General features: G+C 73.8%; 20 protein-coding genes. 9 read left to right on the forward strand and 11 right to left on the reverse strand.

Annotated elements, in window-relative coordinates; genetic code table 11:
- Positions 1–69: 69 nt before the first annotated feature.
- Positions 70–462 (forward strand): SCO5389 family protein, encoded by a 393-nt coding sequence (locus FH609_RS17700; protein ID WP_139668705.1) that lies wholly within the window; start codon positions 70–72, stop codon positions 460–462.
- Here FH609_RS17700 and FH609_RS17705 read toward each other — a convergent pair.
- Positions 423–1,529: an LLM class flavin-dependent oxidoreductase gene (locus FH609_RS17705; protein WP_139668985.1), complete on the reverse strand. Its 1,107-nt coding sequence runs from the start codon at positions 1,527–1,529 to the stop codon at positions 423–425. The genes FH609_RS17700 and FH609_RS17705 overlap by 40 nt on opposite strands.
- A gap of 334 nt (positions 1,530–1,863) precedes the next feature.
- Here FH609_RS17705 and FH609_RS17710 point away from each other — a divergent pair, with 334 nt between their 5' ends.
- Positions 1,864–2,184 carry an ATP/GTP-binding protein gene (locus FH609_RS17710; RefSeq protein ID WP_139668706.1) on the forward strand — a complete coding sequence of 107 codons (321 nt, stop codon included), beginning with the start codon at positions 1,864–1,866 and terminating at the stop codon, positions 2,182–2,184.
- A 29-nt stretch (positions 2,185–2,213) separates the two neighbouring features.
- Here the strand turns inward: FH609_RS17710 and FH609_RS17715 are convergent, their stop codons facing one another.
- Genes FH609_RS17715 through FH609_RS17725 form a run of 3 tightly spaced genes read right to left on the reverse strand, consistent with a single transcriptional unit; the run spans position 2,214 to position 5,524 of the window.
- Positions 2,214–3,269 (reverse strand): ABC transporter permease, encoded by a 1,056-nt coding sequence (locus FH609_RS17715; RefSeq protein ID WP_226961766.1) that lies wholly within the window; start codon positions 3,267–3,269, stop codon positions 2,214–2,216.
- Entirely contained in the window at positions 3,266–4,399 is a 1,134-nt protein-coding gene (locus tag FH609_RS17720; RefSeq protein ID WP_139668708.1) for an ABC transporter ATP-binding protein, read from the reverse strand. Before FH609_RS17720 ends, FH609_RS17715 begins: the two co-directional genes overlap by 4 nt.
- A gap of 15 nt (positions 4,400–4,414) precedes the next feature.
- On the reverse strand, positions 4,415–5,524 hold the full coding sequence (locus FH609_RS17725; RefSeq protein WP_226961767.1) for a GlxA family transcriptional regulator: 1,110 nt from the start codon (positions 5,522–5,524) through the stop codon (positions 4,415–4,417).
- Between the two features lie 72 nt (positions 5,525–5,596).
- Between FH609_RS17725 and FH609_RS17730 the strand changes: the two genes are divergently transcribed.
- Together FH609_RS17730 and FH609_RS17735 are read left to right on the forward strand one after the other, a co-directional pair.
- Positions 5,597–5,947, forward strand: coding sequence for a cupin domain-containing protein (locus tag FH609_RS17730; protein ID WP_139668711.1), 351 nt, complete (start codon positions 5,597–5,599; stop codon positions 5,945–5,947).
- 194 nt (positions 5,948–6,141) lie between these two features.
- The gene (locus FH609_RS17735) at positions 6,142–6,471 is read left to right on the forward strand and encodes a hypothetical protein (RefSeq protein ID WP_139668713.1); all 330 of its coding nucleotides are present in this window, start codon (positions 6,142–6,144) and stop codon (positions 6,469–6,471) included.
- 308 nt (positions 6,472–6,779) lie between these two features.
- On the opposite strand, the gene FH609_RS17740 is transcribed toward FH609_RS17735, so the two are convergent.
- The 5 genes from FH609_RS17740 to mce form a co-directional block, all read right to left on the reverse strand.
- Complete coding sequence (locus FH609_RS17740; RefSeq protein ID WP_139668715.1) at positions 6,780–7,547, reverse strand: ABC transporter permease; 768 nt, start codon at positions 7,545–7,547, stop codon at positions 6,780–6,782.
- Between the two features lie 3 nt (positions 7,548–7,550).
- Positions 7,551–8,516, reverse strand: a complete 966-nt coding sequence (locus FH609_RS17745) for an ATP-binding cassette domain-containing protein (RefSeq protein ID WP_139668717.1) — start codon at positions 8,514–8,516, stop codon at positions 7,551–7,553.
- Positions 8,517–8,652: 136 nt separating this feature from the next.
- A complete protein-coding gene (locus tag FH609_RS17750) occupies positions 8,653–9,603 on the reverse strand; it encodes a cellulose-binding protein (RefSeq protein WP_139668719.1) in 951 nt (316 codons plus the stop codon).
- Between the two features lie 242 nt (positions 9,604–9,845).
- A complete protein-coding gene (locus FH609_RS17755) occupies positions 9,846–13,172 on the reverse strand; it encodes a hypothetical protein (protein ID WP_139668721.1) in 3,327 nt (1,108 codons plus the stop codon).
- Positions 13,173–13,290: 118 nt separating this feature from the next.
- Complete coding sequence (gene mce / locus FH609_RS17760) at positions 13,291–13,743, reverse strand: methylmalonyl-CoA epimerase (RefSeq protein ID WP_139668723.1); 453 nt, start codon at positions 13,741–13,743, stop codon at positions 13,291–13,293.
- Positions 13,744–13,938: 195 nt separating this feature from the next.
- Between mce and FH609_RS17765 the strand changes: the two genes are divergently transcribed.
- Together FH609_RS17765 and meaB are read left to right on the forward strand one after the other, a co-directional pair.
- Positions 13,939–15,150 (forward strand): acetyl-CoA C-acetyltransferase, encoded by a 1,212-nt coding sequence (locus FH609_RS17765; RefSeq protein WP_139668725.1) that lies wholly within the window; start codon positions 13,939–13,941, stop codon positions 15,148–15,150.
- Positions 15,143–16,126: a methylmalonyl Co-A mutase-associated GTPase MeaB gene (gene meaB / locus FH609_RS17770; RefSeq protein WP_226961768.1), complete on the forward strand. Its 984-nt coding sequence runs from the start codon at positions 15,143–15,145 to the stop codon at positions 16,124–16,126. The genes FH609_RS17765 and meaB overlap by 8 nt, the downstream gene beginning before the upstream one ends.
- 54 nt (positions 16,127–16,180) lie before the next feature.
- Here the strand turns inward: meaB and FH609_RS17775 are convergent, their stop codons facing one another.
- Positions 16,181–16,963, reverse strand: coding sequence for a PepSY domain-containing protein (locus tag FH609_RS17775; protein ID WP_139668727.1), 783 nt, complete (start codon positions 16,961–16,963; stop codon positions 16,181–16,183).
- Positions 16,964–17,103: 140 nt separating this feature from the next.
- Between FH609_RS17775 and FH609_RS17780 the strand changes: the two genes are divergently transcribed.
- Positions 17,104–17,787: a response regulator transcription factor gene (locus FH609_RS17780; RefSeq protein ID WP_139668729.1), complete on the forward strand. Its 684-nt coding sequence runs from the start codon at positions 17,104–17,106 to the stop codon at positions 17,785–17,787.
- Positions 17,780–19,339, forward strand: coding sequence for a sensor histidine kinase (locus FH609_RS17785; protein WP_139668731.1), 1,560 nt, complete (start codon positions 17,780–17,782; stop codon positions 19,337–19,339). The genes FH609_RS17780 and FH609_RS17785 overlap by 8 nt, the downstream gene beginning before the upstream one ends.
- 50 nt (positions 19,340–19,389) lie before the next feature.
- Here FH609_RS17785 and FH609_RS17790 read toward each other — a convergent pair whose 3' ends face one another.
- The gene (locus FH609_RS17790; protein ID WP_139668732.1) at positions 19,390–19,866 is read right to left on the reverse strand and encodes a MarR family winged helix-turn-helix transcriptional regulator; all 477 of its coding nucleotides are present in this window, start codon (positions 19,864–19,866) and stop codon (positions 19,390–19,392) included.
- A 133-nt stretch (positions 19,867–19,999) separates the two neighbouring features.
- Here FH609_RS17790 and FH609_RS17795 point away from each other — a divergent pair, with 133 nt between their 5' ends.
- On the forward strand, positions 20,000–20,344 hold the full coding sequence (locus FH609_RS17795; RefSeq protein ID WP_139668734.1) for a DUF3817 domain-containing protein: 345 nt from the start codon (positions 20,000–20,002) through the stop codon (positions 20,342–20,344).
- Positions 20,345–20,520: the final 176 nt, after the last annotated feature.

A 20,520-nucleotide genomic window follows, 5' to 3' on the forward strand; every position in this document is an offset into this window, starting at 1 on the left:
TGGGGTGGTGGCAACCCCTCGGGCCAGTCCGCGCCAGACCCCGACCGGGGGTCACGAGAGGAGAAACTCATGTCGCTCGACGTCTCACCGGCGTTACTGGAACAGGCCGAGCGGGGCGAGGTGGACGAGAAGGAGTTCGTCGACTGCGTCCGGACGTCCCTGCCCTTCGCCTGGGACATGATCAGCAGTCTGGTGACCCGACTCCAGGTGGACGGCGGTGCGTTCGCCGACAACACGACACCACCACCGGACGAGCACGCGCGCGGGCAACTGCTGCGCGCGTTGGCCAGCGACGCCATCAGGGGTGCCCTGGAGCGGCACTTCGGCGTTCGGCTCGCGTTCCAGAACTGCCACCGGGTCGCCGTCTTCCCGCTCGACGGGTCGAGCGACGAGCGGCTCGCCCGGTTCACCTCGATCCGTGGTCAGATACTCAACCAGTCGCCGGAGTTGCGCGACTGCTGAGTGCCGCCGCCCACGGACGCACCGTTCGCTGCCGCCTTCCCCGCCTGACCGGGGAGGAGCGGCAGCACGTCGTCGGCGAGGCGGCGCACGTTCCGCTCGGTGCCCGCCAGCTCGCCCGAGCCCTCGACCAGCAGCGCGAAGCGGGTGATCCCGGTGCGTTCGCTGGTCAACGCCAGCCGGTCCGCGCAGAGTTGGGGATCGCCCACCGGGTGCAGCTCGCACAGCAGCTCGGTGTAGGCCAGCGGGTCCCGCATGGCGCGGGGCGCGCCGTCCAGCGTCTGGTGCGCGGCCAGCCCCTGCCGCAGCCAGCCCGGCAGCGCGCGGCGGATCGTCTCGACGGCCTCCGAGTGGCTGTCGCCGACCTGCCCCACGCCCGCCGCCACATGGTCGGCCGCCGCCACCGCCTCGGGCGGCACCCCGGCCTGGGCCGCCGACCGGCGCCAGAGCGCCACCATCTCGGCCTTCTCCGCGTCGCCGATGTGCATCCCCAGCAGCATGGGCAGCCCCCGCCTGGCCGCCAGCCGCACCGTATCGGGCGAGGTGCAGGCCACCACGACCGGCGGCGGATCGGCCCCCTCGGCCGAGCTGGGCACCACCGGCACCGAACGGAACCGGTACCGCGCCCCGTTGGCGTCCACCGCCGGCTGGGTCAGCCAGCGCAGCAGCAGGTCGAGTGACTCGGGGAAGTCGCGCTCCAGCGCCTCCCGGCCGGTGCCGAAGACCTCCAGGTCCACCCACGGGCCGCCGCGCCCCACGCCCAGCGTGAACCGCCCGCCCGAGGTCAGGTGGAGCAACGTCGCCTGCTCGCCGAGCGCCACCGGGTGCTGGGTGGACAGCACGCTGATCGCGGTGCCGACCCGGATGCGGCGGGTCCGGCCGAGCAGCAGCGCGGCGAGCGTGGTCGCCGAGGGGCACAACCCGTAGGGCACGAAGTGGTGTTCGGCCAGCCAGACGGTGTCGAGCCCGACCTCGTCGGCGACCTCGGCGGAGCGGACCGCCCGGTCGAGGGCCGCCTGCTGACTCTGCCCCGGGTACTGGCCGGCCAGCACAAATGTCCCTATCCGTATCGTCGACATGGCGTCCGCCCTCCTCGCGGCCCGGTCCGGGCTCGCCGTGACCTGCCTCGTTGCCGTTCTCCCCATGGGCCTTAACGCGTGACACGTGCCAAGGGCACGGGACGGCGGCAGGTTTTTCCGATGATCATCAATGGGCCTGGTCGGGGGCCCGCGTAAACTCGGTTGCGTAGCCGGCTCTCCCGCGCTCCACCGATCCGTCCCGCCGCACCCCCGCACCGGCGTTCTCGCTCCGCCTCGCCGGTCGGCTCCGGCAGTCGGCCCCTCGGCGCGCCACCCGGGCCGGCCACGCCGCAAGCCGAACCGCCGAGCCAGGTCGAGGTGTTCCGTGTCCCCGCGTCGCAACCGCCCGCGCGGTCGTCAACAGCCGCCGTCGGGCGCCGAAGGGCCCCGCGAGTACGGCCTGGAGCGCACCGACGAGTGGCGCGGCGAGGAGTGGGTGGTGCGCGGGATCACCGGGGCCTCGGCCGCCAAGCACTACCGCTGCCCCGGCTGTGACCAGGAGATCCCGCCCGGCGTCCCGCACGTGGTGAGCTGGCCCAGGCTGGGCGCGGTCGAGGACCGCCGGCACTGGCACCGCGCCTGCTGGAACGCGCGGGACCGCAGGGGCGCGCGGCCCCTGCGGTCCCGTAACGCGCCGCGCTACTGAGCCGCGCGGTCTCGTTCCGTTCGGCCGGGTCAGACGTCCGACGTGGTCAGCCGCGCCAGCGCGGCGATCATCGCGGCCGCCGTCACACCGGCCAGCAGCCCCAACATCGGCCAGCCGGTGGCCGTCTCCCCGATCATCGGGATGCGGAACAGCGAGGCCAGCCCGTTGAGCGGCGAGTACTCGATCAGCTTGTCCCGGAAGTCCCGCAGGCTGTCGCCCACCATGAACAGCGCGACCAGCAGCGGCACCAGCACCACGCCCAGCATGGTGGTGATCGCCCCCGCCGAGTGCCGCAGCAGGGTGCCGACGGACAGCGCCAACAGGCCCAGCAGCGCGACATAGAGCGAGGCCCCGACGGTCGCGCCCAGCCAGTGGCCGCCGCTGGCGACGACCTCGCCGTTCTCGATCGAGCCCTCCATATAGGGATCGTCGTAGTCGTAGGAGGGCACCACCTGGTCACTCAGCATCGAGGAGTGAATCAACGCGGTCAGCCCGGTGGCCAACAACGTGACGGAGAAGGCGAGAACGAAGAAGACCAGCGCCTTCGCGATCAACACCCGGGACCGCTGGGGGCAGGCGGTGAGCGTGGTCCTGATCATGCCGGTGCCGTACTCGGATGTGATCACCAGCACGCCCAGCGTGATCACGCACAGCTGCCCGAACATCAGGCCGAAGAAGCCGCCGGCCAGCAGCGGCATCCCCACGTAGTCCTCGGTGCTCAACGCGGCCGCGAAGGCCAGGCCGATGCCGACGGTCAGCAGCACCGTCAGCGCCAGCGTCCATACCGTGGAACGAACGGTCCGGATCTTGGTCCACTCCGAGGCGATGGCGTGCCCGAGGTGGGTGGTCACCACCGGGATCGGCGAACTGTAGCCGGGCCCCAACGGCTGCTGCCCGGGCGTCAACGGTGGCTGCCCCGGCCCGGGCGCCTGCGGCGGCGGGCCCAACGGCGGCTGCTGGGCCGGGAGTTGTCCCGGCGGGCCGGGCAGCTGGCCCTGCTGCGGGTGGGGCGGCGGAACGTGCGGCGGCGGCGTCGCCGGCGCGGACTGCGGGGCCTGCTGGGGCGGCGGGGGCGGAGTGCTCATCGGGCGTCCTCGGGGCGGAACGGGGCGGGGGACGTGGCCTGGTGCGGCACCGGCGGCGGGCCGGCCGGCACCGGGGCGCCCGGCGGGGGCGCGCCCCAGCCGGGTTGCGGCGGGGCGTAGCCGCCCGGCTGGGGCGGCCCGATCCCGACGACCGGCTCCTGGTACCCGCCGTACGGCGGCTGCGGCGGGCCCTGGAGCCCGGCGCGCTGGTCGGCGGTGGAACGGAAGTCGACCGCGCCCTGGGTCATCCGCATATACGCCTCCTCCAGCGAGGCGTGGTGCGGCGACAGCTCCCACAGCCGCACGTCGACCCGGTGCGCCAACTCGCTGATCCGGGGCAGCTCCAGGCCCGTGACCTTCAACGTGCCCTCCGGCTCGGCCACCACCTGCCCGCCGTCCTCGGTGAGCGCCCTGACCAGCAGATCGCGCTGCTCCTCCTCGCCGTCGGGCGTGCGCACCCGGGCGAAGCCGGTGGAGTTCTGCTCGATAAACGCCCGCACCGGCAGGTCGGCCATCAGCTGACCCCGGCCGATCACGATCAGATGATCGGCGGTCTGGGCCATCTCGGACATCAGGTGACTGGAGACGAACACCGTCCGACCCTCACCGGCCAGCCTGCGCATCAACTCGCGCACCCAGCGGATGCCCTCCGGGTCGAGACCGTTCACCGGCTCGTCGAAGAGCAACACCTGGGGGTCGCCCAACAGGGCCGCCGCGATGCCGAGTCGCTGCCCCATGCCCAGCGAGAAGCCCTTGGAACGCTTCCCGCCCACCTGCGTCAGGCCGACCACGTCCAGCACCTCGTCCACCCGGCGGGCCGGAATCCCCGACAGCTGCGCCAGGCACAGCAGATGGGCCCGCGCGTTGCGCCCGCCGTGCTTGGCGTTGGCGTCCAGCAGCGCGCCCACCTGCCGTGGCGCGTTGGGGAGTTGCCGGTACTGGTACCCGCCGATGGTCACCGTCCCGTTGCTGGGGGTGTCCAGGCCCAGAATCATCCGCATCGTCGTGGACTTCCCGGCGCCGTTCGGGCCGAGAAAGCCGGTGACCTTGCCGGGCTGCACCCGGAAGGTCAGGTTGTAGACGGCCGTCTTCGAGCCGAAGCTCTTGGTCAGGCCGGTTGCCTCGATCATCCTGCATTCACCCTGCTACTCGGGGCCCCGCGTCTCGGCCGACCCTAGTGGCAAACGCTCACGGTCCGGCAAAGCCTCTGTCCCAACCCCGCACCAGCCGCCGTCCCGTTCGCCCCCCGGCTCCGCGCGCTCGCCGAACGTCCTCCGGTAGGCACCGGGCGTCACGCCGAACGCGGCACGGAAGCGGCGCCGCAGGTTCACGGCCGAGGAGAGGCCGACCCGCACCGCGACGGCCTCCACCGGGAGGTCGGTCCGCTCCAGCAACGCCCGCGCCGCGTCGAGGCGTTGCCGCAGCAGCCACTGGCCGGGGCTGGTGCCCAGCTGCTCCTCGAACCGGCGCGCCAGCGTGCGCCCCGAGACGCCGGCGCGCGCGCCGAGCCGCTCCAATGACAGGGGCGCGTGCAGGTTGTCGAGCGCCCACTCCAACAACGGCGCCAACGAGGCGGGTGCCGCGCGCCCCTCCGGATACGCCGGCCGGACCGCGTACTGGAGCTGGCTGCCCTCGCGGTGCGGCGGCAGCACCATGCTCCGGGCGACCGCCGCCGCGTGGGCCGAACCGTGGTCGGCGCGCAGCAGATGCAGGCACAGGTCGATGCCGGCGCCGCTGCCGGCGCTGGTCGCGACATCGCCGTGGTCGACATAGAGCACGTCGGCGTCCACCCGCACCCTCGGGTACGCGGCGGCCAGTTGGGCGGTGCGCCGCCAGTGCGTGGTGGCCCGGCGCCCGTCGAGCAGGCCGGCTTGCGCCAGCACGAACGCGCCGGTGCAGATGGACACCACCCGCGCGCCCCGCGCGTGCGCCGCGCGCAACCCGTCCAACACCGCCTCCGGCGCCGTGGCGCCCGCCGGCAGCCAACCGGGCACGAGCACGGTGTCCGCCCCGCGCAACGCGTCCAGGTCCCGCTCGACCAGCACCGCGTGCCCGGCCGTGGTCCGCAGCGGCCCCGGCCGCTCGGCGCAGACCTCGAACGCGTAGCGCCGTGGCAGCCCCTCCCGCGCCGTGCCGAACACCTCGACGGCGCAGGCGAGTTCGAACGGCGAGTGCGGCTCGTTGAGCACCGCCACCACCCGGTGGAGGCGCCCGGCGGGCGCCGGCGCTGCTTGGGACATGGCGGGATCGGACATGGCTGGAATGTATCCAAGGGCGTCAATCACGACACTGCCGGGGCGGCGGCCCTTCGAAGCAGGGTGGACGGCATGAGTCACAGCATGGACAGCGAACCCGGCGACGACGGGCTCAAGAGCACGGTCCTGGTCGAGGACGTCGCCCCCGTCGAGATCGCCCCCGGCATCCTCCGCCGCCCCCTGCCGCGCACCGCGCACGCCGCCGGCTGGCTGATCGACTTCGGCCCCGGCACGGAGTGGCCCGAGGTCGACCACCACGCGACGGAGGAGCGCTACTTCGTCATCAGCGGCGAGATCATCGACGGCGGCGACCGCCACGGCCCCGGCTCCTATGTCGTCTTCGCGCCGGGCAGCAGCCACCGGCCCAGGTCGGAGACGGGCGGCCGGATGCTGGGCGTGACGGTGTTCTCTTCGGGGAGTTGAGCCCCCACCCGCCCGCCCCTTTGCCTGCGGCGCTTCCGGGAGGTTGTCGCTGAGGCGACTGCCGTCCTTTTTGTTCCCACCCGCCCGCCCTTTCCTGCCTGCGGCGCTTCCGGGAGGTTGTCGCGGCGGTGTCCGTTCCCCGTTCGTCTGCCGGAGCTGGCATCCTCGGTAGCGGCGGTGAGGGGGAGAGCATCATGGCACTGGTCCGCAAGGGAGCGCGCCGCATCGTCGTGGACGGCACGGCCTATCGCTGGCGACTGCGGCACCGGCCGAGCTACTGCCAGGGTCTCGCCTGGACGCCCCTGACGTTCGCGGTCGAGCACGCCGAAACGCCCGGGGCCACGCTCGTCGTGACCACGAACCAGCCGCACCCGAGCAACTGGTTCGACCGCGAGGCCCGTCCGGTCCTCCCGTCCGACGTGGCCCGCGCCGTCCAGCAGGCGCTCCGCGCGGGCTGGACCCCGACGGCCCCCGGCGTTCCCTTCCGCCTGGACTGGTCCGACGGGTTTGTGTCGTCGCCGTGAGGGTTTTTCGCCCCACCCACCCGCCCCTTTGCCTGCGGCGCTCCCGGGGGGTTGTGGCGGCGGGTGTCCGCCGTCCCGGTCGCTGCGGCGGTGAACGGTCCGCGTGGCTCGGGTCGTTGACCGCGGTGCGCCGGGGTCAACGCGGCGGCAGCCGGCCGCCGTTGCCGTGCCGCGCCTCGGCAGGGCCGCAGGCAAGAAAGGGTGGGCGGGTGGGAACAAAGACCCCGGCCGCGACGGCAGTCGCCTCGCCGACAACCTCCCGGAAGCGCCGCAGGCAAAGGGGCGGGCGGGTGGGGCGGAAAACCCCGTCACGCATCGCGCCTCCGCAGCACGAACCACCCCGCCGCCACCGCCGCCGCCACCCACGCCAGCATGATCAGCAGCCCGACCCACGGCCCGTACGGCCACCCGCCGTCGTCGATCACGGCCATCACGCGGGAGCCGGCCTGGTCGGGGAGGTAGTCGCCGACCTTCTCGGTCGCGGGCACGTTGGCCAGGATGCTGGAGATCATGAAGAAGAACGGGATCTGCACCCCGAATGACAGCAGCGCGCTGCGCAGCACCCAGGTCAGGCCCATCGCGAAGAGCGCGATCAGCCCCATGTAGAGGCCGGTGCCCAACACGGCCCGCAGCACGCCGGGTTGGCCGAGGTCCGTGCGGTGGTCGCCCAGCATCAGCTGGCCGAGCAGGAACGCCGCGAAGCTGGTCACCATGCCGACCGCCAGGGCCAGCGCCGTCGCCACCACGAGCTTGGCGGCCAGCAGTTCGCCGCGCACCGGCACCGCCGCCAGGGAGGCCCGGATCATGCCGGTGCTGTACTCGTTGGAGACCACCAGGATGCCGAACGCGATCATCGCCAGCTGCCCGAGCGAGGTCCCGGCGAAGCTGATGAACGTCGGGTCGAAGGTCAGCCGGTCCTCCCGGGACAGGTCGTCGAAGCCGCTGTTGAGCAGCGCGCTGATCAACATGCCCAGCGCGACCGTCACCACCAGCGCGCTGGCCAGCGTCCAGACCGTGGCCCGCACGGTGCGGATCTTCGTCCACTCCGACAGCAGCACCCGACGCGCGTGGGACACGGCTCAGCCTCCCCAACCCTGGCGGTTCGCGGCACCCCGGCGCCCCTCGGCGTCGTCGCCCGCCTGGTACTCGACGGACTGGCGGGTCAGCCGCATGAACGCCTCCTCCAACGAGGCCCGGTGGTGGCAGAGTTCGTGCAGGACCAGGCGGCGTTCGGCGGCCAGTTCGCCGACCGCGACGGTCTGGTCGCCCTCCAGGTCCAGCGCGCCGTCCGCGCCGGGCCCGGTCGCGGGAGTGGCGACGAGCCCGACGGAGTTCAGCGCGTCCATCAGCCGTTCCCGGTCGGGGGAGCTGACCCGCGTGTAGGAGCGGGCGTTCTCCTCGATAAAGCCCGCCATGGAGGTGTCGGCCAACAGCTGCCCCTGGCCGATCACGATCAAATGGTCGGCGGTCAGGGCCATTTCGCTCATCAAATGGCTGGAAACAAAGACGGTTCGCCCCTCTGCGGCCAGTCTCCTGATGAGATTGCGCACCCAGTGAATGCCTTCCGGATCAAGTCCGTTCACCGGTTCGTCGAAGATCAGAATGCGCGGATCGCCGAGCAGGGCGCTGGCGATGCCCAGGCGTTGCCCCATACCCAGCGAGAAACCCTTCGGCCGCTTGGCCGCCACCTCGCCGAGCCCCACCAGGTCCAGCACCTGGCCGACCCGCCGCCGGGGAATGCCGTTGCTCTGCGCCAGGCACAGCAGATGGTGGAACGCGGTCCGCCCCGGGTGCACGGCCCGGGCCTCCAGCAGCGCGCCGACCACGGTCAGCGGCTCGGTCAGCCGCGCGTAGGGCCGGCCCTCCACCAGCGCCCGACCGGCCGTCGGGTGGTCCAGGCCCAGGATCATCCGCATCGTGGTGGACTTCCCCGCGCCGTTGGGGCCGAGGAAGCCGGTGACCTGCCCGGGTCTGATCACGCAGGTCAGCTCCCGCACGGCGGTCTTCAGGCCGTACCGCTTGGTCAGTCCCGCCAGCTCGATCACGGTTCCGACGCTAGAACGGGCCGGGGCCCGCCGCCCGGTGGGGACGGCGGGCCCTGGCCCGTTGGGGTGAGCGGCCGCCGCTCAGCGGCGAGCGCGGCTCAGCGTGCGACAGCTCGACGGCTCAGCGGCAAGCGCCTCAGCGGGACTGCTGGGCGGGAACGCCCTGGCTCAGGCCCTCGTCGCCGTCGTCCGTGTCGCCCAGCGACGCGGCCGCCACCTGGGCGCCGGTCAGCGTGGCCAGCATCTCGCGGACGTTGGTCAGCTGGGCGTTGATGCTGTCCCTGCGGTTGGTCAGGGCGGCCAGCTCGCGCTCGGACTCGCTGCGGATGCGGTCGGCCTTGGCGTTGGCGTCCGCCACGATGTCCTCGGCCTGCCGCTGCGCGGTCTCCACCGTCTGACGCGCGCGGCGCTCGGCGTCGGTGCGGAGCTTCTCCGCCTCCAGGCGCAGCTGCTCGGCACGGTGCTCGATCTCCGCCAGCCGCTTCTCGGCCTTGGCCTGACGGGACGCCAGGTCGCGCTCGGACTGCTCGCGGCGCTTGGCCAGGTTGGTCTCGAAGTCGGCCGCCGCCTGGGCCGCCTTGGCGCGGGTGTCCTCGAAGAGGGCGTCCGCCTCCTCGCGCTTGGACTGGGCGTCCTTGTCGGCCTCGGCGCGGGTGGCCTGGGCCTCGCCCTTGGCCTTCTCGATGATCCGCGCGCCGTCCTCCTCGGCCTTCGCCCGGCGCTCCGCCGCATACGCCTCGGCGTCGTTGCGCACCTGCTGGGCCGCGCCCTCCGCCAACTCGCGGTGCTGCTCGGCCGACCTGCGGGCCTCCTCGCGCAGGTCCTTGGCCTCTTCTTCCGCGAGCCGCAGGATCTTCTCGACGCGCGCGCCGAGACCGGCGTAGGACGGCTCGGAGTCGGTGATCTGCGCCTGGGCGTTCTGCGTTTCGAGGTGCAGCTCCTCGATCCGCTTCTCCAGGGAGGTGATGCGCGCCAACGCGCCGTCGCGATCCGCGACGAGCTTGGAGATGCGGTCCTCCACCTGCCCGCGGTCGTAGCCACGCCGAACCAGCTCGAAGCCGAATGGGGAAGAGGAAGTGTCGCTCATGGGGTTCCTGTCGATTCAGACGGGTGAGTGAGTAGGGGATCGGGGCTTGGCGTTCTGCGCTTCGAGGTGTGGCTCCCAAGCATGGTGAATCAACGGTCGATTCGGTACGGGGTCCGTGCCCTCGGAGGCTTCATCCTAGGGGGCTTGCCGGCGTGTCTACGAGCGAATCCCGGCACTCCATGGAGAATGTTCGCCGCTTCCGCCCAATCGTGTGGCCCGAGCCGCACGCGCGATCGTCCGGCTCAGCCGCCCGGGCGTTTCCCGGCGGGCCGGCCCGGGCCGGCGCCGGCGCCGGCCGTGACCGAACCGGGCTGCCCCTTGGGGGACTTGGCGGGCCCGGCCGGTTTGGGCGCCTCGAAGGACTCCAACGCCTCCAACACGTCCTGCACGCGGGAGATCTCGGCGTTGATGTCCTCACGCCTGCGGGCCAGCTGCTCCAGCTCACGCTTGCCCTCCTCCACCATGCGGGTCGCCTCCCGCTCGGCCTGGACGCGGGCCTCCCGCGCCTCGGCCAGGGTGGCCGTCCGCTGTAGCTCCGTCTCCTTCAACAGCGCCTCCGCCTTCCGCACGGCGGCGATCCTGACCTTGCCCGCCTCGGCGTTGGCCTCGGCCATGATCTTGGCGGCGGCCTCCCTGGCCTCCTCGCGCTGCTCCTCGGCCGCGCGCATCAGCTTGTCGACGCGCTCGCCGGCGGCCCGCGCCTGCTCGGCGGACTCGCGCCTGGCCCGGTCGTGCAACTCCTCGACCTCGGCCTCGACCCGGCGGCGCAGCTCCTCGGCGCGCTCCCGGATCGCCGCCGCGTCCCGACGCGCCTCCTCCAGCAGGGTGTTGGCGTCCTCGCGGGAACGCTCCACCAGCTCGCCGCCGGACGCCTTCGCCTCGGCGAGCACCCGGTCCGACTCCTTGCGGGCGGCGGCCACCATGCCGTCGGCCCGCTTCTCCGCCTCGGCGGTGAGCCGCTGGGACTCCTCGGTCGCCCTGGCCACCAGCCGGTCCGCCTGCTCGGCGGCCTCGGTGCGGCGCCTGGCCGCGTCGGCCAGCGCCCCGTCCCGCACCGCCTCGGCGTCGGCCCGCACCCGCGCGGCCTCCTCCTCGGCCGCCCTGCGGGCCGCCTCGGCCTCGGCGATGGCCTCCGTGACGGTCCGTTCGGCGAGCGCGGCGGCGGCCTCCTTCTCCTCCGCCGACTCCCGCAGCACCCGCGCCGCCGCCTGCTCGGCCTCGGCCCGGTGGGTCGCGATCTCGGCCTCGGCCTCCTCGCGCAGCCCGGCCACCGAGTCCCGCACCTGCTGCGCCTTGTGCTCGGCCGCCGAGACCAGCGTCTCGGCCCGCCGCTCCGCCTCGTCGAGGCGGGTGCGCGCGGACGCCAGCAACTCCTCGCTCTGCTCGTGCGCCTGGGAACGCTCCTGGTGCGCGGCGTCCCTGGCCTCGGCCAGGAAGCTGTCGCCCTTGGCCCGCAGCCGGGCCGCCTCCTCCTGCGCCGCCGCCAGCGCCTCGGCCGCCTCGCTCGCCGTCCGCTCGGCCGCCGCCGCCGCGTCGGCCCGCGCCCGGTCGGCCGCCGCCGCGGCCTCCTCGCGCAGCCGGTCCGCCTCGGCCAGCGCCTCGCCGCGCAGCCGAACGGCCAACTCCTCGGCCTCGACCCTGGCCCGCGCCGCGTCCGACGTCGCCTCGGCCCGCAGCTGCTCGGCGGACCGCTCGGCCTGCTCGGTCAGCGACCTGACCCGCTCCGCCGTCTCGGCCCGCAGCGCCTCCGCCGCCTCGTGCGCCTCGGCCCGCAGCCGCTCCGCCTCGGCCCTCGCCTCGGTCAGCGCCTCCTCGGCCGCCGCCAGCCGCTCCCCGGCCTCGGTGCGCAGCCGCTCCAACTCGGCGGCCGCCGCCGCCCGTTCGAGCCGGCCGGCCTCCCTGGCCTCCTCGCGGAGCCGGGCCGCCGCCTCCTTGGCCTCGGCGATGGTCCGCTCGGCGTGGCCGGCCGCCTCCTCGCGCAGCTCCTCGGCCTCGCCGCGCGCCTTGCGGAGCGCCTGCTCGGCCTGGTTCCGCAGGGTGGTGGCGCGTTCGATGGCCTCGGTGCGGACCCGTTCGCTCTCCGCCGTGGCCGCCGAACGCAGCTCCTCGGCGTCCGTCCTGGCCTGCGCCAGCAGCTCCTCGGCGCTGGCCGCCGCCTGCTCGATCTGGGAGACCGTCTCGCGGCGGGCCTCCGCCCTGATCCGCTCGCCCTCCTCCACGGCCTCGGCCCGCAGCTGCTCGGCCTCGCCGCGCAGCCGCCGCGCCTCCTCCTGGAGTTCGACGGTCTTGGCCCGGTACTCCTCGGTGTCGTCCTGGGCGGCGCCGCGCAGCTGCTCGGCCGTCTCGTGCGCCTCGGCCCGCAGCCGGTCCGCCTCGGCCTCCGCCTCGGCGCGCAGCCGCTCGGCCTCCTCGGTGGCGGCCTTCGTCGTGGCCTTGGCCTCGCCCGCCGCCTTGTTCAGCACCTCCTCGGCGGTCCGCGCCGCCTCGGCGAGCTGCGCCGCGTACTCCTCGGCCGACCGGGAACGCGCCTCCTCGGCCGCCTCGGCGAGCAGCTGCTCCGCGCGCGCCTTCGCCTCGTCCAGCGCGTTCTGCGCCTCGGTCCTGCGGCGCTCGGCATCCGCCGTCGCCTCGCTGACCATCCTGGCCACCTCGGCCTTGGCGGTCGCGGTGCGCTGCTGGTAGACGGACTCGGCGTCCGAGCGGCGCTTCTCCGCCTCCTCGGCGGCCTCGGCCCGCAGCCGCTCGGCCTCCTCGCGGGCCAGCCGCAGCGCGGCCTCCGCCTCGCTCGCCCGCTCCTCGGCCTTCCGCACCAGCGCGGCGGCCTCGCGCCGGCCGGCGTCGGTCTCCTCGGCGGTCGAGCTGCGCAGCCGCTCGGCGTGCTCGGTGGCCTCGTCGGCCTGCGCCGAGGCGGCGGTGACCAGCCGTTCGGCGTCGGCGCGTGCCCGGCGCAGCAGCTCCTCGGCCTCGGCCCTGGCGGCCTCGGCGTCGGCCATCAGCCGCTGCCTGGCCTCGTCGGTCAGCCGGGCGGCCTCGGCCCTGGCCTGGCTGACGGTGCGCTCGGCCTCGGCCCTGGTCTCCTCGATCAGCCGCCTGGCCTGCGACTCGCTGCGGGCGCGCAGCTGCTCGGCCCAGGCGACGTTCTCGTTGACGTGGGACTCGACGGTGGAGCGGCGCTGCGCCAGCTCCTCGTCCAGCCGCTGCCGCCGGCCGACCGCCTCCGCGTGCAGCTCGGCCTCCATCCGGGCGCGCTGCTCGGCCTGCTCCTGAAGCACCCGCTGGGTGCGGGCCCGCGCCTCGCGCAGCTCGCGCTCGGCGTCGGCGCGCAGCTGGTCGGCCTGGTGCTGGGCGGAGCGCAGCACCTGCTCGGCGTGCGAGGTGGGGTCGCCGTAGACGGGGCGGACGGCCAGCATCCGGCGGACCTCGTGCAGCTTGGCGCGCAGCACCTCGACCTGGTAGCCGAGGTCGTCGGCGTGGTCGACCGCCTTGTCCCGCTCCTTCTTGAGCCGGTCCATCTCGGCTTCGAGTCGCGAGAGGTGGTCGTCAGCCTGGTAGGCGTCGTAGCCCCGCACCGTGCGGTCCCATCCGTCCCCTGGTCGTGGTAAAGCTGATCCGGTCGTCGGCGAACACGGGACGTGAAATTGCCCCAAAGCCCCGGCTGGGCCACTCTACCGGCCGGGGCGCCATGCGTCAGTGGGCCTCAGGTTCCGCACCGGTCACGGTCGGGGCGGGCGTGACGAGTTCGGTCAGCACGCCGTGGCAGTCCTTGGGGTGGAGGAACGTGATCCGCGAGCCCATCGAGCCGCGCCTGGGCTGCTCGTAGAGCACGCGCACGCCCTTGTCCCTGATCGCCTCGGAGTCGGCGTCCACGTCGGCCGTGCCGAAGGCGATGTGGTGCACCCCCTCGCCGTTCTTGGCCAGCCACTTGGCGACGGGGGAGTCGTCGCGGACCGGTTCGAGCAGCTGAATCCAGGAGGCGCCGCCGTCGTCGGTGCCGTTGATCCTGAGCATGGCCTCGCGAACGCCCTGCTCCTCGTTGACCTCGGAGTGGTACACCTCGAAGCCGTAGGTGGCGCGGTAGAACTCGATGGTGGCGTCCAGGTCGAAGCAGGCGATGCCGATGTGGTCGATGCGCGTCAACATGGTTCCAGTGCACAGGGGTTGGGGGGCGGCGCGCAACGTGCCCACGGTCACAGGTGGGCACCGATGACCCGGTTGGCCGGCGTCGGTAGATTGAGGTGAACAGTCGTTTACGTGGTCCACGGTGGTTGAACGCGGTCCACGCGGTCCACCCGGGGTTCGGCCGCCGCCGGCCCCGCACTGCGCGAGGAGAGCAAGATGACGGCATCCGCACAGCGTCGTTCGGTGATTGTCTCGGGCGCCCGCACCCCGATGGGCCGGCTGCTCGGCTCGCTGTCCGGGTTCTCCGGGGCCGAGCTGGGCTCGATCGCGATCCGGGCCGCGCTGGAGCGCGGCGGCGTCGCGGCCGAACAGGTCGACTACGTGATCATGGGCCAGGTGCTCACGGCGGGCGCCGGGCAGATCCCGGCCCGCCAGGCGGCGGTCGGCGCCGGCATCCCGATGACCACCCCGGCGCTCACGGTCAACAAGGTCTGCCTCTCCGGCCTCGACGCGGTGGCGCTGGCCGACCAGCTGATCAGGGCGGGCGAGTTCGACGTGGTGGTCGCCGGCGGGCAGGAGTCCATGAGCAACGCGCCCCACCTGCTGCCGGGCGGCCGGCGCGGCGTGAAGTACGGCGCGATGCAGGTGCTGGACGCCATGGCCCACGACGGGCTGACCGACCCGTTCGACGGGATCGCGATGGGCGAGTCGACGGAGGCGTTCAACGCCCGGCTCGGCGTGACCCGCGCCGAGCAGGACGCGGTCGCCGCCCTCTCCCACCAGCGGGCCTCGGCCGCGCGGAAGGACGGGCTGCTCGGCGAGGAGATCGTGCCGGTGACCGTCCCGCAGCGGCGCGGCGAGCCGCTGGTCGTCGACGCGGACGAGGGCATCAGGCCGGACACCACCGTGGAGTCCCTGGCCCGGCTGCGGCCCGCGTTCTCCGGGCCCGACGGCGAGGGCACCATCACCGCCGGCTCCTCCTCGCAGATCTCCGACGGCGCCGCCGCGCTGGTGGTCATGGAGCGCTCGCGGGCCGAGGCCCTCGGTCTGACCTGGCTGGCCGAGATCGGGCCGCACGGCAACGTCGCCGGCCCGGACAACTCGCTGCACTCCCAGCCGTCCCGCGCCATCGAGCACGCCCTGGACCGGGCCGGGCTCGCGGTCGACGACCTCGATGTGATCGAGATCAACGAGGCGTTCGCCGCCGTGGTTGTCCAGTCAATGCGCGACCTGGGCATCACCTCCGAACGAGTGAACGTGAACGGTGGCGCGATCGCCCTGGGCCACCCCATCGGCATGTCCGGCGCCCGCCTCGCGCTGCACCTCGCCCACGAGCTGCGCCGCAGGGGCGGCGGCACGGGCGTCGCCGCGCTCTGCGGCGGCGGCGGTCAGGGCGACGCGCTGCTGCTGAGCGCGCCACGTGACTGAGCGGGCCGGCTCCCCGGACGGCTCGTCGGACGAGGTGCGGGAGCTGGTGGCGCGCGCCAGGAGCGGCCAGGCGCGCGCCGTGGCCCGGCTGATCTCGATGGTGGAGAACGAGTCGGACCAACTCCGCGCGGTCATGGCCGCGTTGGCGCCGCACACCGGCAACGCCCGGGTCATCGGCCTGACCGGCTCGCCCGGCGTCGGGAAGTCCACCTGCACCTCGGCCCTGGTCGCCGCCTACCGGCGGGAGGGGCTGCGGGTCGGCGTGCTGGCCGTCGACCCCTCCTCGCCGTTCTCCGGCGGCGCCCTGCTGGGCGACCGGGTGCGGATGAACGACCACGCCCTCGACCCCGGGGTCTATGTGCGTTCCATGGCGACCAGGGGCCACCTCGGCGGTCTCGCCTGGGCCGTCCCGCAGGCGGTCCGGGTGCTGGACGCGGCCGGCTGCGGGGTGATCCTCATCGAGACGGTGGGCGTGGGCCAGTCCGAGGTGGACATCGCGGCCCAGGCCGACACCACGGTGGTGCTGCTGGCGCCCGGGATGGGCGACGGGGTGCAGGCAGCGAAGGCCGGCATCCTGGAGGTCGGCGACCTCTTCGTGGTCAACAAGGCCGACCGCGACGGCGCCGGCACCACCGTCCGCGAACTCCAGCACATGCTGGGGCTGGGCCCGCCCCGGGCGCCCGGCGAGTGGCGGCCTTCCGTGGTCCGCACGGTCGCCGCACGCGGCGAGGGCGTGGACGAGCTGGTCGCCGCGCTGGCCAAGCACCACGGCTGGCTGCTGGAACACGACGCGCTGGCCGCCCGCCGCAGGCGGCGGGCGGCCGGTGAGATCGAGACCATCGCGCTGACCGCGCTCCGTGGGCGGATGGCCGCCCTCAGGGGCGACCAGCGCCTGGGCGCGCTGGCCGCGCGGGTCCACGCCGGAGAGCTCGACCCCTACGCGGCGGCCGACCTGCTGCTGGAGGGGTTGCGTTAGGAGGGGCGGGCGGGTGGGAGACCAGCGAACCCCACGGGCGAGCACCCCGCACGGTCAGTCGTCAGTGCCGTCGTCGTCGCGGTCATCCCGGTCGTCGCGGTCGTCGCGACCGTCGTCGTCCCCGTCGTCGTCCCGGTCGTCGTCGTCGCGCTCGCTCTCCTGCGCCACGATGTCCCCGTTGGCGAGGCTGATGGACAGCTCGTGCTCCGTCCCGTCCTCGCCCCTCAGCTCCAACTCCCAGTGCCCGTCGTCCACGTCCGCCTCGCGGAGCGTCGCGCCGGTGTGCGACTCCGCCGTCGCGATGGCCGTCGCCGCGTCCGTGCTGGCCTCGGCCGCCAGCAGGCTGCGGGCCGCCGCGCGGTCGTCGTCCCCGTCGTCGTCCCGGTCGTCGTCATCGTCGTCCCCGGACCGGCCGGTGCGCTCGTCGAGGACCTCGTTGCCGTCCTCGCTGACCACGATCCGGTGCCAGGTCTCCGACTCGTCGTAGATCTCGATCTCCCAGCCGCGCGGCCCGTCGTCGTCCCGGTCCAGCTCGACCTCCGTGACCACCCCGGGCGCCGCCGACAGCGCCGTGGCCACCGCGCGCAGCGCGGCCGAGTCGCCGGCGGCGTCCCCCGCCTCGGCCCCCGCCTCGGTGGAGCCGTCGTCGCCGTCGTCGCCGTCGTCCGCCCCTTCGAGGCCGAGCGAGCCGCCGTCCCGCACCGACAGGTTGCCGCTGAGCGCCGCCGAGTCCGTCCGCTCCGTGTCGTTCTCCGCGCCCAGCGCGATCCCGGCCAGCGTGCCTCCGCCGATGATGGCTCCGGCAGCGGCCACCGCGACGATCATGTTGCGCTTCATGGTTCGTTCCTCCCCGATCAGGAATGTCCGTCCGCCGACGTTCCTCGCTGTCGACGTGCACCACCGTCGCGCACCGTTGCTGAAGCGGAGCTGAAGGCACCTGAAGAAGTCTTCAGCATCCGTTTGCGAAGCTGGACGACGTGCGCGTGCTGATAGTCGAGGACGAGAAGCGGCTGGCGATATCGCTGGCCCAGGGACTGCGGGCCGAGGGCTTCGCGGTCGACGTGGTGCACACCGGCACCGACGGGCTGCACCGGGCCACCGAGGGCGGCTACGACCTCATCGTGCTCGACATCATGCTGCCCGGCATGAACGGCTACCGCGTCTGCGCCGCGCTCCGCGCCGCCGGGGACGAGACGCCGATCCTGATGCTCACCGCCAAGGACGGCGAGTACGACGAGGCGGAGGGCCTGGACACCGGCGCCGACGACTACCTCACCAAGCCGTTCTCCTATGTGGTGCTGGTCGCCAGGGTCCGCGCCCTGCTGCGCCGGCGCGGCCGGGGCGCGGCGCCCGAGCTGCGGGTCGGGGACCTGGTGGTGGACCGTTCGACGCGCCGGGTCACCCGGGGGGACCGCGAGATCCCGCTGACCGCCAAGGAGTTCACGGTGCTGGAACGGCTCGCCGGGCGGGCGGGCGAGGTGGTCTCCAAGGCCGAGATCCTGGAGCACGGCTGGGACTTCGCCTACCAGGGCGACCCCAACATCGTGGAGGTCTATGTCAGCGCCCTGCGCCGCAAGCTCGGCCCCGGCCTGATCGTCACGGTGCGGGGCGCCGGCTACCGGCTGGTGGCCGGCCGAGGGGACGGCGACGGCCGTGGGTAGCGTCCGGGCGCGGGCGACGATCGGCGCGACGCTGGTGGTGGCGGTCGCGCTGGTCTCGGCCGGGCTGCTGCTGTTGTGGCTGCTGCGGGAGAACCTCCAGGAGCAGGTCGGCCTCCAGGCCGAGGTCACCGGCCGCGACGTCGCCGCGCAACTGGCCACCGGCCGCGCCCTGGACGACCTCGACCTGGACGTCGCCCGGCCGGTGCAGGTGGTGGACCGGGACGACCGGGTCTACCAGGTGAGCGACGACCTGGAGGAGATCACCGGCACCGGCGTCCCCGGCGTCACCCCGAACCCGCCGCCCCGCGACGGCGGCGACCAGACCGGCGGCTCGGACGGTTCGGGCGAGGGCTCCGGCTCCGACGCGGACGCGGACGCGGACGCGGACGCGGATGACGATGACGACTCCGACGACGACGATGACGGCGACGACTCGGCCGAGGACCGGGACGCCGCCGGGAACGACGACTCGTTCCCCGGCCCCGGCGAGCTGGACGAGGAGATCGGCCAGGTCACCGGCACCGCCGTGGTGGACGGCGAACGCGGCGACTACCTCTTCGCCGTCGTCGAGGTGACCACCCCCTGGGACGAGGACCTGATCGTCTACGCCGGCGCCCCGCTGGACGTGGAGCGGGCCGCGATCGACAGCGTGCGGACCTCGATGCTGGCGGGCGTTCCCGCGCTGCTCGCCGTGGTGGCCGGCGTGACCTGGCTGGTCACCCGCAGGGCGCTGCGCCCGGTGGAGGGCATCCGCCGGGGGATGGCGGACATCACCGCCTCCGAGGACCTGAGCCGGCGGGTGCCCGAGCCGGAGGCCAGGGACGAGGTGGGCCGGCTGGCCAGGACGACCAACGAGACGCTGGCCGCGCTGGAGGCGTCCGTCGAGCGGCAGCGCCGCTTCGTCGCCGACGCCTCGCACGAGCTGCGCAGCCCGATCGCCTCGCTCCGCACCCAGCTGGAGGTGGGCGCGGCACACCCCGAGCTGCTGGACCTGCCGGGCGCGGTGCAGGACACCGTTCGGCTCCAGGCGCTCGCCGCCGACCTGCTGCTGTTGGCCCGACTCGACGCCGGGGAACGGCCGTTGGGCTCGGTCGTCGAGCTGGCGCGGTTGGTCGACGAGGCCCTGGCGGAACGGGTCGGCGACCGGCACCCGGTGGTGGTCGCCGAGCTGGCCGACCTGCGGGTGAACGGCTCGCGCGGCCAGCTGGCGCGGGTGCTGGGCAACCTGCTGGACAACGCGCAGCGGCACGCGGCGGGCGGGGTGCGGGTCTCGCTGCGGTCGGCCGGCGGACGGGCGGTGCTGGAGGTGGGCGACGACGGGGAGGGCGTGCCGGAGGCGGACCGGGAGCGGATCTTCGAGCGCTTCGTCCGGCTGGACGACGCGCGCACCAGGGACGAGGGCGGGGCAGGGCTTGGCCTGGCCATCGCCAGGGACGTGGCGCGGCGCCACTCGGGCGAGCTGACGGTCGGCGCGGCGCCCGAGGGCGGGGCGCTCTTCACGTTGAGCCTCCCGCTGACCGAGGACCGCCAGCCGGCGGACGCCGCCGCCTGAGCGTGCCGCCCGGCGGCCCGGCCGGGCCTGGACCGTAGGCCCGGCCGGGCCTACGGTCTGCCGCGCCGCCGGTGCAGGTGCTCGGCGACCGGGCGCAGCGCGCGGTCCAGGGCGGCCAGGTCGCCGGGGGAGAGCAGGTCTATGAAGTGCTGCCGCACCGACTCCACATGGTGCGGGGCGACCTCCCGCATCACCGTCCAGCCCTGCTCGGTGAGGACGGCGAACAGCCCGCGCTTGTCCGAGTCGCAGTGCTCGCGCCGGACCAGCCCGGCCTTCTCCATGCGGGTGATCTGGTGGGACAGCCGGCTCTTGGACTGGAGGGTGGCGGCGGCCAGGTCGCTCATCCGCATCCGGTGGCCGTCCGACTCGGAGAGGTTGACCAGGATCTCGTAGTCGTTCATGGTCAGCCCGAACGGCTGGAGGTCGCGCTCCAGCTGGTGGGTCAACAGCCTGGTGACGTCCAGGTGGGTCCGCCACGCGCGCTGTTCCTCGTCGTTGAGCCAGCGGGTGCCGATGTCGGTGTCCATGGAACCGAACCCTAACCAAAGCCGCCGACCCCCGGCCCTTGATCGTCGAGGGGGCTGCCACAATGGTTTGTGCATCCGTTCACATGGATGGTCCACACCCGTCCCACCCCGGCTTCGAGAGGGCGCCCACCCCATGGACATCAAGACCCTGAAGGCCCTGCACCGGCTGCGCCTGGTGTCGGCCCCCGAGGCCGTCTCCTTCCTGCTGCTGCTGGTCTGTTCGGTGCTCAAGCGCACCACCGACTTCAACGCGGTGCCCGTCATGGGCGCGGTGCACGGGGTGCTGTTCATCGCCTATGTCCTGCTGTGGGCGGACGCGTGGAACCGCGCCAAGTGGTCGCTGGGGACGGCCGCCTGGTACTTCCTGATGTCGGTGATCCCGGTCGGCGGCTTCTTCGCCGAGCGGCGGCTGCGCCGTTCCCAGGACGACGCGGTGATCGCCGCCCGCGCCCGCAAGGAGGGCGTGGTCAACGCCTGAGCCCGGTCCCCCGGACCAGCCCGCCGATTTCCCGACCCGGCGACCGCACGACGGTCGCCGGGTCGCTCGCGTTCCCGGGGGCGCTCGTCGCCGCCGGGTCGCTCGCGGTCGCCCGGGTCGCTCGCTCGGACCGCTCCGGTTCGACAGGGCCCACTTTCTGACGTGTCGTTGATGTG

This window comes from Streptomyces sp. 3MP-14 (assembly GCF_006334905.2).
Taxonomy (GTDB): domain Bacteria; phylum Actinomycetota; class Actinomycetes; order Streptomycetales; family Streptomycetaceae; genus Streptomyces; species Streptomyces triticirhizae.

Excerpts from the sequence above, each read along its gene's own strand:
- FH609_RS17700 (WP_139668705.1), top strand. The coding sequence starts at position 70 with ATGTCGCTCGACGTCTCACCGGCGTTACTGGAACAGGCCGAGCGGGGC.
- FH609_RS17715 (WP_226961766.1), bottom strand. The coding sequence starts at position 3,269 with ATGAGCACTCCGCCCCCGCCGCCCCAGCAGGCCCCGCAGTCCGCGCCG.
- FH609_RS17720 (WP_139668708.1), bottom strand. The coding sequence starts at position 4,399 with ATGATCGAGGCAACCGGCCTGACCAAGAGCTTCGGCTCGAAGACGGCC.
- FH609_RS17725 (WP_226961767.1), bottom strand. The coding sequence starts at position 5,524 with ATGTCCGATCCCGCCATGTCCCAAGCAGCGCCGGCGCCCGCCGGGCGC.
- FH609_RS17730 (WP_139668711.1), top strand. The coding sequence starts at position 5,597 with ATGAGTCACAGCATGGACAGCGAACCCGGCGACGACGGGCTCAAGAGC.
- FH609_RS17735 (WP_139668713.1), top strand. The coding sequence starts at position 6,142 with ATGGCACTGGTCCGCAAGGGAGCGCGCCGCATCGTCGTGGACGGCACG.
- FH609_RS17750 (WP_139668719.1), bottom strand. The coding sequence starts at position 9,603 with ATGAGCGACACTTCCTCTTCCCCATTCGGCTTCGAGCTGGTTCGGCGT.
- mce (WP_139668723.1), bottom strand. The coding sequence starts at position 13,743 with ATGTTGACGCGCATCGACCACATCGGCATCGCCTGCTTCGACCTGGAC.
- FH609_RS17765 (WP_139668725.1), top strand. The coding sequence starts at position 13,939 with ATGACGGCATCCGCACAGCGTCGTTCGGTGATTGTCTCGGGCGCCCGC.
- FH609_RS17775 (WP_139668727.1), bottom strand. The coding sequence starts at position 16,963 with ATGAAGCGCAACATGATCGTCGCGGTGGCCGCTGCCGGAGCCATCATC.
- FH609_RS17790 (WP_139668732.1), bottom strand. The coding sequence starts at position 19,866 with ATGGACACCGACATCGGCACCCGCTGGCTCAACGACGAGGAACAGCGC.
- FH609_RS17795 (WP_139668734.1), top strand. The coding sequence starts at position 20,000 with ATGGACATCAAGACCCTGAAGGCCCTGCACCGGCTGCGCCTGGTGTCG.